This window comes from Streptomyces changchenzhani, from assembly GCF_039766235.1.
Taxonomy (GTDB): domain Bacteria; phylum Actinomycetota; class Actinomycetes; order Streptomycetales; family Streptomycetaceae; genus Streptomyces.
Genome location: NZ_JBDHNH010000002.1, coordinates 623,820 through 639,135 on the forward strand (window position 1 = coordinate 623,820; position 15,316 = coordinate 639,135).

The 15,316-nt window shown below is 69.5% G+C and carries 15 protein-coding genes and 3 pseudogenes; 9 read left to right on the forward strand and 9 right to left on the reverse strand.

Features of this window, described 5'->3' with window-relative positions:
- Positions 1 to 75: 75 nt before the first annotated feature.
- On the reverse strand, positions 76 to 1,638 hold the full coding sequence (locus tag ABCR94_RS11035) for a S8 family peptidase (protein WP_347119030.1): 1,563 nt from the start codon (positions 1,636 to 1,638) through the stop codon (positions 76 to 78).
- A gap of 232 nt (positions 1,639 to 1,870) precedes the next feature.
- On the opposite strand from ABCR94_RS11035, the gene ABCR94_RS11040 reads away from it, so the two are divergent.
- The 3 genes and pseudogenes from ABCR94_RS11040 to ABCR94_RS11050 all read left to right on the forward strand — a co-directional run.
- Positions 1,871 to 3,016 (forward strand): threonine synthase, encoded by a 1,146-nt coding sequence (locus tag ABCR94_RS11040; RefSeq protein ID WP_347119031.1) that lies wholly within the window; start codon positions 1,871 to 1,873, stop codon positions 3,014 to 3,016.
- Positions 3,017 to 3,187: 171 nt separating this feature from the next.
- Positions 3,188 to 3,769 (forward strand): Uma2 family endonuclease, encoded by a 582-nt coding sequence (locus tag ABCR94_RS11045; RefSeq protein ID WP_347119032.1) that lies wholly within the window; start codon positions 3,188 to 3,190, stop codon positions 3,767 to 3,769.
- Between the two features lie 10 nt (positions 3,770 to 3,779).
- A pseudogene (locus ABCR94_RS11050) lies at positions 3,780 to 3,953 on the forward strand (type II toxin-antitoxin system RelE family toxin); the annotation flags it as partial.
- A gap of 106 nt (positions 3,954 to 4,059) precedes the next feature.
- Here the strand turns inward: ABCR94_RS11050 and ABCR94_RS11055 are convergent.
- From ABCR94_RS11055 to ychF, 3 genes and pseudogenes are all read right to left on the reverse strand, one after another.
- Positions 4,060 to 4,152, reverse strand: a pseudogene (locus ABCR94_RS11055) (type II toxin-antitoxin system YoeB family toxin); the annotation flags it as partial.
- Positions 4,149 to 4,253: pseudogene (locus ABCR94_RS11060) on the reverse strand (type II toxin-antitoxin system prevent-host-death family antitoxin); the annotation flags it as partial. The pseudogenes ABCR94_RS11055 and ABCR94_RS11060, both read right to left, overlap by 4 nt.
- Positions 4,254 to 4,359: 106 nt before the next feature.
- Entirely contained in the window at positions 4,360 to 5,448 is a 1,089-nt protein-coding gene (gene ychF, locus ABCR94_RS11065; protein WP_347119033.1) for a redox-regulated ATPase YchF, read from the reverse strand.
- Positions 5,449 to 5,703: 255 nt separating this feature from the next.
- Between ychF and ABCR94_RS11070 the strand changes: the two genes are divergently transcribed.
- Positions 5,704 to 6,303, forward strand: coding sequence for a DUF6542 domain-containing protein (locus ABCR94_RS11070; protein ID WP_347119034.1), 600 nt, complete (start codon positions 5,704 to 5,706; stop codon positions 6,301 to 6,303).
- Positions 6,304 to 6,362: 59 nt separating this feature from the next.
- Here the strand turns inward: ABCR94_RS11070 and ppgK are convergent, their stop codons facing one another.
- A complete protein-coding gene (ppgK, locus tag ABCR94_RS11075) occupies positions 6,363 to 7,112 on the reverse strand; it encodes a polyphosphate--glucose phosphotransferase (RefSeq protein WP_347119035.1) in 750 nt (249 codons plus the stop codon).
- A 91-nt stretch (positions 7,113 to 7,203) separates the two neighbouring features.
- Positions 7,204 to 8,199 (reverse strand): 4-hydroxy-3-methylbut-2-enyl diphosphate reductase, encoded by a 996-nt coding sequence (locus ABCR94_RS11080; protein WP_347119036.1) that lies wholly within the window; start codon positions 8,197 to 8,199, stop codon positions 7,204 to 7,206.
- Positions 8,200 to 8,358: 159 nt separating this feature from the next.
- On the opposite strand from ABCR94_RS11080, the gene ABCR94_RS11085 reads away from it, so the two are divergent.
- The 4 genes from ABCR94_RS11085 to ABCR94_RS11100 all read left to right on the forward strand — a co-directional run bounded on the left by ABCR94_RS11085 (position 8,359) and on the right by ABCR94_RS11100 (position 12,083).
- On the forward strand, positions 8,359 to 9,777 hold the full coding sequence (locus tag ABCR94_RS11085) for an APC family permease (protein WP_347119037.1): 1,419 nt from the start codon (positions 8,359 to 8,361) through the stop codon (positions 9,775 to 9,777).
- A gap of 9 nt (positions 9,778 to 9,786) precedes the next feature.
- A complete protein-coding gene (gene xseA / locus ABCR94_RS11090; protein ID WP_347119038.1) occupies positions 9,787 to 11,007 on the forward strand; it encodes an exodeoxyribonuclease VII large subunit in 1,221 nt (406 codons plus the stop codon).
- A gap of 94 nt (positions 11,008 to 11,101) precedes the next feature.
- A complete protein-coding gene (locus ABCR94_RS11095; RefSeq protein WP_347119039.1) occupies positions 11,102 to 11,335 on the forward strand; it encodes an exodeoxyribonuclease VII small subunit in 234 nt (77 codons plus the stop codon).
- Between the two features lie 157 nt (positions 11,336 to 11,492).
- Positions 11,493 to 12,083 carry a malonic semialdehyde reductase gene (locus tag ABCR94_RS11100; protein WP_347119040.1) on the forward strand — a complete coding sequence of 197 codons (591 nt, stop codon included), beginning with the start codon at positions 11,493 to 11,495 and terminating at the stop codon, positions 12,081 to 12,083.
- A gap of 67 nt (positions 12,084 to 12,150) precedes the next feature.
- On the opposite strand, the gene ABCR94_RS11105 is transcribed toward ABCR94_RS11100, so the two are convergent.
- Complete coding sequence (locus ABCR94_RS11105) at positions 12,151 to 12,675, reverse strand: DUF4245 domain-containing protein (RefSeq protein WP_347119041.1); 525 nt, start codon at positions 12,673 to 12,675, stop codon at positions 12,151 to 12,153.
- A gap of 170 nt (positions 12,676 to 12,845) precedes the next feature.
- Between ABCR94_RS11105 and glpX the strand changes: the two genes are divergently transcribed.
- Entirely contained in the window at positions 12,846 to 13,877 is a 1,032-nt protein-coding gene (gene glpX, locus ABCR94_RS11110; protein ID WP_347119042.1) for a class II fructose-bisphosphatase, read from the forward strand.
- A gap of 197 nt (positions 13,878 to 14,074) precedes the next feature.
- Here the strand turns inward: glpX and ABCR94_RS11115 are convergent, their stop codons facing one another.
- Together ABCR94_RS11115 and ABCR94_RS11120 are read right to left on the reverse strand one after the other, a co-directional pair.
- On the reverse strand, positions 14,075 to 14,455 hold the full coding sequence (locus ABCR94_RS11115; RefSeq protein ID WP_347119043.1) for a WhiB family transcriptional regulator: 381 nt from the start codon (positions 14,453 to 14,455) through the stop codon (positions 14,075 to 14,077).
- A 92-nt stretch (positions 14,456 to 14,547) separates the two neighbouring features.
- Positions 14,548 to 15,264: a DUF1707 SHOCT-like domain-containing protein gene (locus tag ABCR94_RS11120; RefSeq protein ID WP_347119044.1), complete on the reverse strand. Its 717-nt coding sequence runs from the start codon at positions 15,262 to 15,264 to the stop codon at positions 14,548 to 14,550.
- Positions 15,265 to 15,316 lie beyond the last annotated feature (52 nt).

Sequence of the window (15,316 nt, forward strand, 5' to 3'; positions counted from 1 at the left end):
CTCGTTCACGTACACACAAACCACTCACGAGCAACTCAGCACTGGCCAGCCCTAATCAGGACCGATCAGGACCGATCAGAACTGCAACGCCCAGGAGTCGATCTTCCCGACGTCCTGCGCCGCGTTGTCGCTCACCCGCAGCTTCCAGATGCCGTTGGCCACCTCCGACGAGGCGTTCACGGTGTACGTCGTGTTCAGGTTGTCGCTGCTGCCGCCCGTGCCGTAGCCCTTGAGGGTGTAGGCGGTGCCGTCGGGGGCGATCAGGTCGACCTTGAGGTCACCGACGTACGTGTGCTTGATGTCGACCGGCACACTCAGGCTCGCCGGTGCGTTTCCGGTGACGCCGCTGACGGTGACCGGGGACTCGACGGTCGTGTTGTCGCTGATGGTGAAGTCGGTGAGGTTCTCGAACCGCTTGCCGGGCGGCGGGGTGTCACCGGTGCCGACGTACAGCAGACGGTTGGGCGAGCCGGTGCCCGGGCTGCCCACCACATTGGGCGTGGCGGCGGCGACCAGCGCGGCCGACACCTGCGCCGGGGTGGCCGTGGGGTTGCTTGCCAGGTACAGCGCCGCAGCGCCCGCTGCGTGCGGGGACGCCATCGAGGTGCCGGAGATGCTGTTCGTCGCGGTGTCGCTGGTGTTCCAGGACGACGTGATGCCCGAGCCGGGCGCGAACAGGTCGAGCACATCGCCGTAGTTCGAGTAGCTCGCCCTGGCGTCCGTGTTGGTGGTGGCGCCGACCGTGATCGCCTCGGTCACCCGGGCGGGCGACTTGGTGTTGGCGTTGGTCGACTCGTTGCCCGCGGCCACCGCGTAAGTGACGCCGGAGGCTATGGAGTTGCGTACGGCGGTGTCCAGCGCCGGGTCGGCGCCGCCGCCGAGGCTCATGTTCGCGACGGCGGGCTTGACCGCGTTGCGGGTCACCCAGTCGATGCCGGCGACGACCTGCGCGGTGGTGCCCGAGCCCTGGTTGTTGAGCACCCGGACGCCGACGATCTTGGCCTTCTTGGCCACGCCGTACGCACCGCCGCCGACCGTGCCCGCGACGTGCGTGCCGTGGCCGTGGCCGTCCTGCGCGGTGTTGTCGTTGTCGATGGCGTCGTAGCCGTAGGTGGCGCGGCCGCCGAAGTCGCTGTGGGTGATGCGCACACCGGTGTCGATGACGTACGCGGTGACACCCTCGCCCGCCTTGTCGGGGTAGGTGTAGCTCTGGTTCAGCGGGAGGGCCCGCTGGTCGATGCGGTCCAGGCCCCAGGAGGGCGGGTTCGGCTGGGTGGCGGAGACCGTGAAGGTCCGGTTCTGCACGACCGAGTCGACGGCCGGGTCGGCCGCGAACTTCTTCGCCTGCGCCGCGGACAGCTCGACGGCGTAGCCGTTCAGGGCCGCGCTGTACGTCTGCTTGATCTTGGCGCCGTACTCCTTGGCGAGCGCCTTGCCCTCCGCGGAGCCCGCGTCGGCGGACGCCTCGTCAAGGAGGACGATGTAGCTGCCCGCGATCGTTCCGGGAGCTCCTGCGTTCAGAATCTGCCCCTCGGCGGCGGTGGCCGGGAGAGCGGTGACCGCGCCGAGTGCGAGGGCGGCGACGGCGGTGGCACTGGCTGCGGCGAGTCTTCGCCTGGAAATACGCATCACGGACATGTGAGGGGTCCTCCTCATAGCGGTGCGCTGGTGGGGGGTGGTACGGCATGGGCATGACAACCCATCGCCTCGGTGTCCGCGACGGGCTCCGCGCCCTGCTGCCAGCGAAAGGTTGGCGCATCCACAAGAAACCCACAAGGGCTCCGACACGCCCGCAACCCGACCGCCACACTGCCGTCATGACCGTCTGTCATGACGGCCCGTCAGCTCGGCTGATGCATACGCTTCCGGCATGACGACCACGACACCCACCACGACCTACCGCTGCCCCACGGACGGCACCCGGGGCTCCATCGATTCCCTCGCCTGGCAGTGCCCGGCCTGCGGCGGACCCTGGGACCTCGAATTCACAAGCGCCGCGGTGGACCTCAAGTCCCTTGCGGGGAGAGTGAATTCACTCTGGCGCTACGAGGAGGCGCTCCCCCTGCCCGGCGGCGCACCCACCGTCACACTGGGCGAGGGCCGGACCCCGCTCGTGCCGCTCACCGACGCGGTATCGGCCAAACTCGACTTCCTGATGCCGACACTCTCCTTCAAGGACCGCGGCGCGGTGCTCCTGGTCGAGCTCGCCCGGCGCCTCGGTCCCGACCGGGTGTCCCGGGTGATCGCCGACAGCAGCGGCAACGCGGGCACGGCCGTCGCCGCGTACAGCACCCGGGCGGGACTGCCCTGCACGGTCTACGTCCCCGAGGCCACCTCCCCCAAGAAGGTCGAGCAGATCGAGGCGCACGGCGCGCACATCGAGCTCGTCCCCGGCGACCGCCAGGCCACCGCGTGGGCGGCCCGCGCGGCGGCGGACACCCCCGGCACCTTCTACGCGAGCCATGTCCACAACCCGTTCTTCCTGCACGGCACGAAGACCTATGTCTACGAGATCTGGGAGGACCTCGGCGGCCGGCTCCCGGACGCGATCGTCGTCCCGGTCGGCAACGGGACACTGCTGCTCGGCGCGTCCCTCGCCATCACCGAACTGCACGCCCACGGGCTCATCGACCGCCGCCCCGAACTGATCGCCGTACAGGCAGAGGCGGTGTCACCCCTCGCGGCGGCGTTCCACGCGGGAGCCGACGACCTCATCGGCGCGGAGACCACCCGCCCCACCCTCGCCGAGGGCATCGCGATCCCGCAGCCGCCGCGCGCCCGGCAGATCCTGCGCGCGGTACGGGATTCGGGCGGCACCTTCCTGACGGTGACCGAGGAGCAACTCCGCGCGGCCCAGCTCGACCTGGCGTCCCGCGGCCTCTTCGTCGAGCCGACGGGGGTCGCGTGCTGGGCAGCGGTGAGCGCACACCCGCTGGCGGGCCGCAGCGCGGTGGTCCCGCTGTGCGGCGCGGGGGCGAAGACGGGTCTTGCGGCGCCGGAGGTGGTGGGGCGGTAACCGGGCGAGTCCCGCAGGGCCGTAGGCCTGTAGGCCCCGTACGGCCGCAGGCCCTTACGCCCTCGCGCCGTCGCCAAACCAGAAGAACTCTTCCCGAAGAGTTCTTCTGCCCACGGCTCCACGGCTGACGATCCCGTGGCCCGGATCTCCCCGAATCGCTACGGTTGAGCCATGACCGCACTGCCCGACTGGATGCGCCCGCCGCGCGCGGAAGGCTGGTTCGCGGAGGACCTGGACCGCCTCCCCGAGGCACCCCGCCACACCGAGCTGATCGACGGAGCGCTCGTTTTCATGGTGTCCCCACAGCGATCCTGGCACGGGCGACTCGTCACCACCCTGACAACCACGCTGATGGCCCAGACCCCCGAGGGCCTTGAGGTCGAGCGGGAAATGACGATCCGCCTCGACGCACGCACCAGGCCCGAGCCGGACCTCCTGCTGACAACAGCTTCGTACGCCCCGGACCGCACCTGGTACGCACCTGAGGACGTTCAACTCGTCATCGAGGTCGTCTCCCCCGAGTCCGCCCACCGGGACCGCACGGTCAAGCTGCGCAAGTACGCCGAGGCCGGCATCCCGCACTACTGGTGCATCGAAGACGAGGACGGGGCCCCCGTCGTGCACGTCTACGAACTGGACGAACCGACCGGAGCGTACGCGCCCGGCGGAATCTTCCGGCACACACTGCAGCGACCCGTGCCGTTCGACATCACGCTGGACCTCGACAAGATGACACCCGGCCGGGCCGGCTGAACGCGGGAGGGGGCGGGCTCACCGGAAACCCGCCCCCTCCTCCTCAGCCGCCTCGCAGACGACCCAACCCGAGCGTCGTCGAATGCGCGTGGGCGACTACCGGGTCGTCTACACGGTCGACAACGGGGAACTGGTCGTGTGGGGCGTGCACGTCGGACACCGTTCCACCGTTTACGACATCTGACCTCCAGCGCCGATTCCGCAGAATGCCGCCGCGCTTTGCACAGGCACACCGTCCCACCGGAACCGCTCTGCGGTCAGTAGCGATAACGAGCCGCGAGAATGACGATGATGAGCTTGTTGATCCGAGCGAGCATCCTGCGGTCGTTCCTGAGCCAGGACGTGTAGTCCTCCCAGCCCTGATCCTCGAAGACGAGCCTCACGCGGCACCCGCAGCAGGATCCGCCGCATCAGGATCGATCAGCTCGCGCTCCGACACGTTGATGTTGCTCAAGGCATTCTCGTACGCCTTGAGCAGTCGCCGTCAGGCATCTCAGTACGGGATGCAGCGAGGGGCCGACTCCTGGCAGAGCCGACCCCATTTGAACTGCATGTTTACCAGGTCGCCAACGTGGTGTTACTTCACCCGCTCACACGTTGAAGCGGAACTCCACCACGTCGCCGTCCTGCATGACGTACTCCTTGCCCTCCATACGGGCCTTGCCCTTCGCGCGGGCCTCGGCGACCGAGCCGGTCTCGACCAGGTCGGCGAAGGAGATGACCTCGGCCTTGATGAAGCCCTTCTGGAAGTCGGTGTGGATCACACCAGCCGCCTCGGGGGCCGTGGCGCCCTTCTTGATGGTCCAGGCGCGGGTCTCCTTGGGGCCTGCCGTCAGGTACGTCTGGAGGCCCAGGATGTCGAAGCCGACACGGCCGAGGGTGGCCAGGCCGGGCTCCTCCTGGCCCATCGACTGGAGGAGTTCGAGGGCCTCCTCGTCGTCGAGCTCGATGAGCTCGGACTCGATCTTCGCGTTGAGGAAGATCGCCTCGGCCGGGGCGACCAGCGCGCGCTGCTCGTTCTTGAAGTCCTCGTCGACCAGCTCGTCCTCGTCGACGTTGAACGCGTAGAGGAACGGCTTCGTCGTGAGCAGGTGCAGCTCGTGGAGGAGGCGGCCCTTCTCCGTGTCGGCCGTGATGCCCGCCGCGAAGAGGGTGGTGCCCGTCTCCAGGATCTTCTGCGCCTCGTCGACCGCGGCGAGGACCGCGATCTTCTCCTTCTGGAGGCGCGACTCCTTCGTCAGGCGCGGGACGGCCTTCTCGACGGACTGGAGGTCGGCGAGGATCAGCTCGGTGTTGATCGTCTCAATGTCGTCCTTGGGCGAGACCTTGCCGTCGACGTGTACGACGTTCTCGTCCTTGAAGGCACGGATAACCTGGCAGATCGCGTCGGACTCACGGATGGTCGCCAGGAACTTGTTGCCCAGGCCCTCACCCTCCGAAGCGCCGCGCACGATGCCCGCGATGTCGACGAAGTCGACGGTCGCCGGGAGGATCTTCTGCGAGCCGAAGATCTTCGCGAGCACGGCCAGCCGCGCGTCGGGGACACCGACGACGCCGACGTTCGGCTCGATCGTGGCGAACGGGTAGTTGGCCGCCAGCACGTCGTTCTTGGTCAGGGCGTTGAACAGGGTCGACTTGCCGACATTCGGCAGGCCGACGATTCCGATCGTGAGCGACACGTTGGCGACTTCCTGAAGAGTGAGAGTGAGGAGCGAGGGGTGGGGTGCGTGCTTGTGGGGTGCCGGCCCGCCGACTGGTCCGTACGGACCAGGGCCAACCGATCCCCCAGTTTACGGGCGGGCCCGACGGGCCCGCGCCGGGAGCCCGGATGGGGCGGACCGGACGCGGGGCCCGGCGTCGAACTCTCAGCCAAGGTCACCCAAAGGGCGTGTCCTGCGCCTGATTCCTGCCGCCTTGCGACCTACGTTGTCCATGTGGAGCAACCCAGGACACGTACCCCTCGTCACCAGCAGCGGCCGCAGACGCCCCTGCTCCCGTCGGTCGGTCCCGCCGAGGCCGCAGCTGCCTCCGGGGCCGCACGTGTCTACCGGGCCGCGGCCCGGCCGGGCCGGGCCGTTCCGCCGGTGATCCTCGCGCTGCGGCGGCTGCCGAATCCGCGACTGACCGGGCTCGGCAGCGGGCTGTTCGCCGCGGCCACGATGCTCGTGCTCGGCGGCCTTGACTGGCTGCTGCTCGACGGCTCACCACTTGTGTACGGGCTGCTCTTCCTGCCGGTCAGCGCCGTGACCGCGCTGTGGGTGCGGCCCGCCGACCTGGTGACCGCGCCGATCGTGGTGCCGATCGCCTTCGCCATCGGGATGGTGCCGATCGCGGGCGGCGCGAGCGGGCTCGGCAGCCGCATCATGGCCGTGGTCACCGCGCTCGCCGTACACGCGGGCTGGCTGTACGGCGGCACGCTCGTCGCCGGGCTCATCGCGACCGTACGCAAGGTGCGGCTGATGGGGCGGCGCCGGCAGGCACTGGCTGCGGGCGCCACCCGTGGCCGCCGGCCGGGCAAGCAGGACGCCCTGTAGGCCCGGGCTGGAGCGGGGACTCCGTCCCGGAGTACCGGCTCCAGGCCGACGTACCGGCCCTAGGCCGACGGACCCGTCTTCGCCGCCGCCATCGCCGCGCCCACGATCCCCGCGTTGTTCTGCAGCTGCGCGGGGACGATCTCGGCGCGGATGTCCTCGATCAGCGGGATGAACCGGTCGGCCTTGCGGCTGACCCCGCCGCCGATGATGAACAGCTCCGGCGAGAACAGCATCTCGACGTGCGCCAGATACTTCTGCACCCGGTGCGCCCAGTGCAGCCAGCTCAGGTCCTCGTCCTCCTTGGCCTTCGTCGACGCGTGCTTCTCCGCGTCGTGGCCGTGCAGCTCCAGGTGCCCCAGCTCCGTGTTGGGCACCAGGACGCCGTCGCGGAAGAGCGCGCTGCCGATACCCGTGCCGAAGGTGAGCAGGAAGACCGTGCCCTCGCGGCCCGCGCCTGCGCCGAAGGTCATCTCGGCGACCCCGGCCGCGTCCGCGTCGTTGAGGACGGTGACGGGCAGGCCGATGCGCTCGCCGAGCAGGGTGCCGGCGTCCAGGTCCACCCAGCCCTTGTCGACATTGGCCGCGGTCCGGGTGACACCGCCGGTGACCACACCGGGGAAGGTGACGCCGACGGGGCCCGACCAGTCGAAGTGGTCGACGACCTCTTTCACGCGGCCCGCCACGCCGTCGGGCGTGGCCGGGTGCGGGGTCAGCACCTTGTGTCGTAGTTCGGCCAGGTCGCCCCGCTCCAGGTCCACGGGCGCGCCCTTGATGCCCGAACCACCGATGTCCACACCGAAGACGTTCATGAAGGCAACGTTACGGTGTGGCACCGACAGTGACTCGGGCGACGGTCACTTCTCGCCGGAGCCGACCGTCACTTCTCCGTGCGGCCGACCGTTACTTCTCCGACAGGCCCGCCGCCTCCGCACGCAGGTCGCGGCGGAGCTCCTTGGGAAGCGAGAAGATGATCGACTCGTCGGCGGTCTTGACCGTCTCCACGTCGCCGTAGCCGCGCTCGGCCAGCCACTCCAGCACACCGTCGACCAGCACCTCGGGGACCGAGGCGCCTGAGGTGAGGCCGACCGTGGTGACACCCTCCAGCCAGGCCTCGTCGATCTCGTCGGCGAAGTCGACCAGGTACGCCGCTGCGGCACCCGCGTCGAGGGCGACCTCGACCATGCGGATGGAGTTCGAGGAGTTCTTGGAGCCGACGACGATGACCAGTTCGGCGTCCTCGCTCAGCTTCTTCACCGCGATCTGGCGGTTCTGCGTGGCGTAGCAGATGTCGTCGCTCGGCGGCGAGAGCAGGTTCGGGAACTTGCTCTTGATCGCGTCGACCGTCTCCATCGTCTCGTCCACGGAGAGCGTGGTCTGGGAGAGCCAGACGACCTTCGACTCGTCGCGGACGGTGAGGTTGGCGACGTCGTCGGGGCCATCGACCAGCGTGATGTGGTCCGGGGCCTCACCCGAGGTGCCGATGACTTCCTCATGGCCCTCGTGGCCGATGAGAAGGATGTCGTAGTCCTCCTGGGCGAAGCGGACGGCTTCCTTGTGGACCTTGGTGACCAGCGGGCAGGTCGCGTCGATGGTCGCGAGTTTGCGCTCGGCGGCCTCCGCGTGGACGGCCGGCGCGACGCCGTGCGCGGAGAACATCACGATCGATCCCTCGGGGACCTCGTCCGTCCGCTCGACGAAGATCGCGCCTTTCCGCTCCAGGGTCTGCACGACGTACTTGTTGTGGACGATCTCGTGGCGCACGTAGATCGGGGCTCCGTACTGCTCCAGAGCCTTCTCCACGGCGATCACGGCACGGTCCACGCCCGCGCAATAGCCACGGGGAGCAGCGAGCAGGACACGACGGGCTCGGGCGGCAGTAGCAGTCATGTTTCCCATCGTAAGGCCGTGCCTGCCAAGCCAAAGATCGCCTCTGTGGTCAAGATGGTGCCCCGGCTCCACGGTCCGGCCCCATGCACGTCCCATGCACGTCCCATCCATGTCTTACGCACGCGCCCTATGCACGTCCCTATGTACGTCCCTATGTACGGAGGCGCGATGTCCACAACCCAAGGTGAGACGGCGGGGACGACGGGACTGCGACGCAGTCTGGGCTTTCGTGATCTTGTCGTCTACGGGCTGCTCTTCATCGCTCCCATGGCCCCCGTCGGCGTATTCGGGACCCTCGACGCGAAGTCGCACGGCGCCGTGGCGCTGGTCTATCTGGTCGCCACGGTCGCGATGGCTTTCACCGCTTTCAGCTACGCGCAGATGGTGCGGGTGGTCCCCCAGGCGGGTTCGGTCTTCGCGTATGCCAGGAAGGCGCTCGGCGAGGGGCCCGGTTTCATCGCCGGTTGGATGGCGATGCTCGACTACCTGCTGATCCCCGCCGTCGCGTATCTGTTCTCCGGAATCGCGATGCACGCGCTCGTGCCGTCCGTCTCGCAGTGGGTGTGGACGGCGATCGCCGTCCTGGTGACGACCGCGCTGAACATGTGGGGCGTACGGGCGGCGGCCCGGGTCGGCTTCGCCGTGCTGGCGCTGGAGATCGTGGTGCTGGTGATCTTCGTGGTCGCCGCGGTCGTGGTCCTCGTACAGGACGGCGCGCGGCGCGGCTGGCTCTCGCCGCTCACCGGTGACGGCTCGATGGGGTCCTTCTCGATGGCGGCGGTCCTCGGGGCGGTGTCGGTGGCGGTGCTGTCGTATCTCGGCTTCGACGCCATCGCTTCGTTCGCCGAGGAGGTCACGGGCGGCTCGGAGCGGGTGGCGCGGGCGGTGCTGTTCTGTCTGGTGCTCGCGGGTGTGCTGTTCGTGACACAGACGTATCTGGCCTCGCTCCTGGCGCCGATGACGGCGGCGGAACTGGCCGCCGATCCCGGGCGCCAGGGCACCGCGTTCTACGACACCGTGGACTCGGCGACCGGCAGCTGGCTGCACGACCTGGTGGCGATCAGCAAGGCCATCGGCGCGGCGTTCGCGGCGCTGGCCGGGCAGGCGGCGGCCGGGCGGCTGCTGTTCGCGATGGCGCGGGAGCGACGGCTGCCGAGCGCGCTGGCGAAGATCGATCCGAAGTCGCGCGTACCGAGGCTGGCGCTGCTGCTCGCGGCCGTGGTGACGCTGGTCGCCGCGGTGTGGGCGGCCCGGCGCGACGACGGCATTGATCACCTGGTGTCGGTGGTGAACATCGGCGCGCTGACGGCGTTCGTGCTGCTGCACGCGTCGGTGGTGGGCTGGTTCGCGGTACGCAGGATGGGCGGGCCGCCGGTGTGGTGGCGGCATGTGCTGCTGCCGGTGCTGGGCGCGGTGGTGGCGATCGCGGTAATCGTGGAGGCGTCGCGTACGGCTCAAGTGGTCGGCGCGGTATGGCTGCTCGCGGGGCTGGTGGTACTCGCCGTACAACGTGGCCGTCGGGCCGGGCGTGGAGACGGCGGCAAGGACGGGCGCAGTGAAGGCCTCGGTGTCAGTACCGGCGGCTAGCCTGCGTACATGGCTCTCAATACGTCCGCGGAAGCGCCGCTGCCCGTCGGTGAGGTCTCGCGCCTGATCGGCGGGTGGATCGACCGGCTCGGAGCGGTGTGGGTCGAGGGGCAGATCACGCAGCTGTCGCGCAGGCCTGGCGCGGGGGTCGTCTTTCTGACCCTGCGTGACCCTTCGCACGACATCTCGGTGGGTGTGACGTGCTACCGGCAGGTCTTCGACGCGATCTCCGACGTCGTGTCCGAGGGCGCGCGCGTCATCGTCCACGCCAAGCCCGAGTGGTACGCGCCGCGCGGCCAGCTCTCGCTGCGGGCCACCGAAATAAAGCCGGTGGGCATCGGTGAGCTGCTCGCCCGGCTGGAGCAGCTGAAGAAGTCCCTCGCCAGTGAGGGCCTGTTCGCCCTGGACCGCAAGCGTCCGCTGCCCTTCCTGCCGCAGCGCATCGGTCTGGTCACCGGACGCGCGTCGGCGGCCGAGCGGGACGTCCTGGAGAACGCGCGCCGCCGCTGGCCCGCTGTGCGCTTCGAGGTGCGCAATGTGGCGGTGCAGGGGGTGCACGCGGTGGCCCAGGTCGTCCAGGCGGTCAAGGAGCTCGACGAGCTGACGGACGTCGACGTGATCATCGTGGCGCGGGGCGGCGGCAGCGTCGAGGACCTGCTGCCGTTCTCCGACGAGCAGCTCGTACGGACCGTGGCCGCATGCCGTACGCCGGTGGTGTCCGCGATCGGGCACGAGCCGGACTCGCCGCTGCTGGACCTGGTCGCGGACCTGCGGGCGTCGACGCCGACGGACGCGGCGAAGAAGGTCGTGCCGGACGTCGGCGAGGAGCTGGACCGCGTACAGCAGCTGCGGGACCGGGCCCTGCGGACCGTGCAGGGGCTGATCGACCGCGAGGAGCGGGGGCTGGCGCACGCGCTGGCCAGGCCGGTGATGGAGCGTCCGCAGCGGATGGTGGAGGAGCGCGAGGACGAGGTCCATGCACTGCTCGCCCGCAGCCGCCGCACGCTCGGGCACCTCCTGGACCGCGCCGACTCCGAGCTTTCGCACACCAGGGCGCGGGTGGTGGCGCTGTCGCCGGCCGCGACGCTGGAGCGGGGGTACGCGGTGCTGCAGACGGTGGACGGCGCGGTGGTGCGCTCGGCGGGCGACGTGGGTCCGGAGCAGGAGCTGCGGGCCCGGGTCGCGGAGGGCGAGTTCATGGTGCGGGTGGCGGACACAGCCACCGAGTGAGGGCCACGCGCGGGGCCTGCGGGTCGCGCGGCGGGCATGGGACGGACGAGCGTGCCCTCCTGGGGAGGGACAGCCGATGCGTAGGGTGGATGACATGGCGAAGACGGACGAGGCGACGGCGACCGCGGCACTGGGCTACGAGCAGGCCAGGGACGAGCTGATCGATGTCGTACGCCGCCTGGAGGCGGGCGGCACGACGCTGGAGGACTCGCTGGCTCTGTGGGAGCGGGGCGAGGAGCTGGCCAAGGTCTGCCGCCACTGGCTGGAAGGTGCGCGCGCCCGCCTGGACGCGGCGCTGGCGGACCCGTCGGAGCCGTCGAAGGCCTGAAGCCGGGCAACGGGCAACAAGTGGCTCCAGCTGCCCGAAAAGTCCTTAGGCGTGTGAAACAGATCACGGAGATCCAGTTTTAGTTGAAACTTAATCTAAAACGTCCTACCGTGAGTGCATCGCTCGAACCCCCACGCACGCCCGGAAGGTAAGTCGTATGTCTCTCGTTCTTGACCCCGCCGCCCAGGACCTCCTTTTCCGCGAGGCCCGCACCGCCAATACGTTCACCGACGAGCCGGTGACCGAGGAGCAGGTCCAGGCGATCTACGACCTCGTCAAGTACGGCCCGACCGCGTTCAACCAGACGCCGCTGCGCGTCGTCCTGGTCCGCTCGGCCGAAGCGCGTGAGCGCCTCGTCCCGCACATGGCCGAGGGCAACCGGCCCAAGACCGCCACCGCCCCGCTGGTCGCGATCCTCGCCGCGGACAACGAGTTCCACCACGAACTCCCGGCGCTGTTCCCGCACTTCCCGCAGGCCAAGGACGTGTTCTTCGCCGAGCGCCCGGCCCGTGAGCAGGCCGCCGGCATGAACGCCGCCCTGCAGGCCGCGTACTTCATCGTCGGCATCCGCGCCGCCGGCCTGTCCGCCGGCCCGATGACCGGCTTCGACTTCGCCGGTGTCCAGAAGGAGTTCCTGGACGACGACCACACCCCGCTGATGGTCGTCAACATCGGCAAGCCGGGCGACGACGCCTGGTTCCCGCGCTCCCCGCGGCTGGCCTACGACGAGGTCATCACAACCGTCTGAGTCCCGTACGTACGACGATGCCGCCGCACCCGGAAAGGTGCGGCGGCATCGTCGTACCCGCGTCGGGTCAGGACTTCTTCGCCTCCAGCGCGGCAGCCATCTTCACCAGCTGCTCGTGCGGGGCGGTGCCCGTGACCACCGTCGTCACGCCCTTCTCCACGCGCACCAGCGCGTCGTACTTCGGTCCCTCCCAGCGCTGCCAGCTCTCCGAGCCGACCTGCTGGGTGCGGCCCGTCTTCGTGGCCTGCTGGCTGACCATCCCGATGAACCGCTCGGCGGGCCCGCTCGACTGCTCGACCGCGACGTACTCGTCGTCCGGGTCGAGGAAGCCGAGGTGCCAGGCGTCCTCGTCCTGCCCCCGGTACGAGACGGACGTCGGCCGCCACGTCTCCGGCAGGCCCACCGGGGCCGCCACGGGGTACGGTGCGGCGCGCCTCGCCGTGATGAGTTCGACCCGGTAGTCGACCGTGCGGGTCGGGTCCTTCTTCTCGTCGTGCGGGATGAAGACGTAGATACTCGCGACGACGGCTCCGATCACCGTCATCGACAGCACCATGTCCCGGACCGTCTGCTTGCCCTTCGTACTTGCCACCCCACCATCGTCCCCCATGCCGGGTGGACGCCTGCTCCAGGGGTCGTGGATCACAGCGAGGATCACAGTACGGCGCTCATACGTGACCCGGTCTGCTCATTTTGTCGACGTACCGATAGAGTCGCAGCACCCTCTTTTCCGGCCGTCGCCGTACAGAAAGGTGCGCTCCGATGACCGAGCACCATCTTCCGTCTCAGCTCGAAGTCTCGCCCGAGGCCCCCGACCGCAACCTGGCCCTGGAGCTTGTCCGGGTCACCGAGGCCGCTGCCATGGCCGCCGGGCGGTGGGTCGGCCGCGGTGACAAGATCGGCGCGGACGGCGCTGCGGTGAAGGCCATGCGGACCCTTGTCTCGACCGTCTCGATGAACGGCATCGTCGTCATCGGTGAAGGCGAGAAGGACGAAGCCCCGATGCTCTTCAACGGGGAGCGGGTCGGCGACGGCACCGGCGCGGAGGTCGACATCGCTGTCGACCCGATCGACGGTACGACGCTGAACGCCAAGGGCATGCCGAACGCCATCGCCGTTCTCGCCGCCGCGGACCGCGGCACCATGTTCGACCCGTCCGCGGTCTTCTACATGGACAAGCTCGTCACCGGGCCCGAGGCAGCCGACTTCGTCGACATCAACGCCCCGGTCTCCGTCAACATCCGCCGGGTGGCCAAGGCCAAGCACTCCACCCCCGAAGACGTCACCGTGATGATCCTCGACCGCCCCCGTCACGAGGGCATCGTCAAGGAGATCCGCGAGACGGGCGCCCGCATCAAGTTCATCTCCGACGGCGACGTCGCAGGCTCGGTCATGGCGGTGCGCGAAGGCACCGGTGTTGACCTGCTGATGGGCATCGGCGGCACGCCCGAAGGCATCATCTCGGCCTGCGCGATCAAGTGCCTCGGTGGCACGATCCAGGGCAAGCTGTGGCCCAAGGACGCGGCGGAGCGCCAGCGGGCGCTCGACGCGGGGCACGACCTCGACCGCGTGCTGCACACGAACGACCTGGTCAGCGGCGAGAACGTGTTCTTCGTCGCCACCGGCATCACGGACGGCGAGCTGCTGCGCGGCGTCCGCTACCGCGCCGAGACCGCCACCACCCAGTCCCTGGTGATGCGCTCCAAGTCGGGCACCATCCGCCAGATCGACTCCACGCACCGGCTGTCGAAGCTGCGCGCGTACAGCGCGATCGACTTCGACCGCGGGAAGTAGCGGGCAGGGCAGGCTGAGCGAGCAGCGCCAGTACCAGTACCAGTACGGCGTAGGAGAAAGGGGCGGCCCCGTTGTGCAGCGGGGGCGCCCCTTTCTCGTACGCGATACGAGACCGGGCGGGGGCCTGAACAGCGGGCCGGGAACAGCGGACCCGAAACAGCGGGCCTGAACAGCAAGCCGGGAAACAGCGGGCCGGATCAGCCCGCCGCGGCGATCCGCGAGTCGGTCTGGGCCGTGCCCGCGAGGTTGCTGAGCTCCAGTTCGCGCCGCCTGCGCCGGGCCAGCACCACCCGGCGCTCGGCAGCGGTCAGCCCGCCCCACACGCCGTACGGCTCAGGCTGGAGCAGTGCGTGCTCCCGGCACTCGACCATGACCGGGCATCGGGCGCAGACCCGCTTCGCAGCTTCCTCCCGCGCCAGCCTCGCGGCCGTCGGTTCCTTGGAAGGGGCAAAGAACAGCCCGGCTTCGTCCCGGCGGCACACCGCCTCCGAGTGCCAGGGGCCGGCCTGATCACGCGCCGGCGCACGCTGCGACGGAATGGCGGTGACCTGCAGAGACTGATGCGGCGGATGCAGCACGGTCTACTCCTGACGACGACTTCGGGAGCGAGCGACGATGAAGCACTCCCTACCCGCTGTGCGCGAGCCTATGCACTGAGTTTCGAAGGACGTCAGGCCCCGAAGTGTTTGCGCATGCGACGCTGAAGATCCGCGATGCGCTTACCGCGCTTGGGTTTTGCCTCGATACTGCCCAGCACGGAGAAGCCGTTGACCACCACGACGGGTGCCTGCGGGTCGTGTGCTTCAAGGGTGTCGACCTCGAAACTTCCGAGGATGCCGGTGCCGCTGCCGCGCAGCGAGATGTTCTCCGGGACCCGTACCTCGACGCTCCCGAAAATCGCGGTCGCGTTGATCACGGTCGTCCGCTGCCCGAACAGCGCCTCGGTGAGGTCGATCTCGACACTGCCGAACAACGCGAAGGCGTTGGTCTTGCGGCCGATGCGCCAACGGCCCTTGCGGGTCGAGCTGCTGAAGATCGCGACCAGGTTCTCGGCGGTGTCCGGGCCCGGCGAATCATCCGGGGCGTACGACGCCGAGGACGCCGCGCTGCGGGCCTCCGGCGCGGGCAGGTCCCGCACCAGCGGTTCGAGCTCGGCGACGGTCTTGGCGCGGTACACGGCGTCGATACGATCGGCGTGCTCGTCGGCCGTCAGCCTGCCCACGGCCATCGCCTCGCGCAGGATGTCCGCGATCCGGTCGCGGTCCGCGTCGGACGCGCGGATGGCGGGCTCCGCGGGCTCGGCGGGCTCGGCGGGCTCCGCGGGCTCGGCGGGCTCGGCGGGCTTCGCGGGGGCGGCCGGCTGCTGGGGGCGCTTTTCGAGGTCCACCGGCCCAGCGTACCCAGACGCGATAGATCGCGACTAGCCCCCACTGCGATAC

Excerpts from the sequence above, each read along its gene's own strand:
- ABCR94_RS11035 (WP_347119030.1), bottom strand. The coding sequence starts at position 1,638 with ATGTCCGTGATGCGTATTTCCAGGCGAAGACTCGCCGCAGCCAGTGCC.
- ABCR94_RS11040 (WP_347119031.1), top strand. The coding sequence starts at position 1,871 with ATGACGACCACGACACCCACCACGACCTACCGCTGCCCCACGGACGGC.
- ABCR94_RS11045 (WP_347119032.1), top strand. The coding sequence starts at position 3,188 with ATGACCGCACTGCCCGACTGGATGCGCCCGCCGCGCGCGGAAGGCTGG.
- ppgK (WP_347119035.1), bottom strand. The coding sequence starts at position 7,112 with ATGAACGTCTTCGGTGTGGACATCGGTGGTTCGGGCATCAAGGGCGCG.
- ABCR94_RS11080 (WP_347119036.1), bottom strand. The coding sequence starts at position 8,199 with ATGGGAAACATGACTGCTACTGCCGCCCGAGCCCGTCGTGTCCTGCTC.
- ABCR94_RS11085 (WP_347119037.1), top strand. The coding sequence starts at position 8,359 with ATGTCCACAACCCAAGGTGAGACGGCGGGGACGACGGGACTGCGACGC.
- xseA (WP_347119038.1), top strand. The coding sequence starts at position 9,787 with ATGGCTCTCAATACGTCCGCGGAAGCGCCGCTGCCCGTCGGTGAGGTC.
- ABCR94_RS11095 (WP_347119039.1), top strand. The coding sequence starts at position 11,102 with ATGGCGAAGACGGACGAGGCGACGGCGACCGCGGCACTGGGCTACGAG.
- ABCR94_RS11100 (WP_347119040.1), top strand. The coding sequence starts at position 11,493 with ATGTCTCTCGTTCTTGACCCCGCCGCCCAGGACCTCCTTTTCCGCGAG.
- glpX (WP_347119042.1), top strand. The coding sequence starts at position 12,846 with ATGACCGAGCACCATCTTCCGTCTCAGCTCGAAGTCTCGCCCGAGGCC.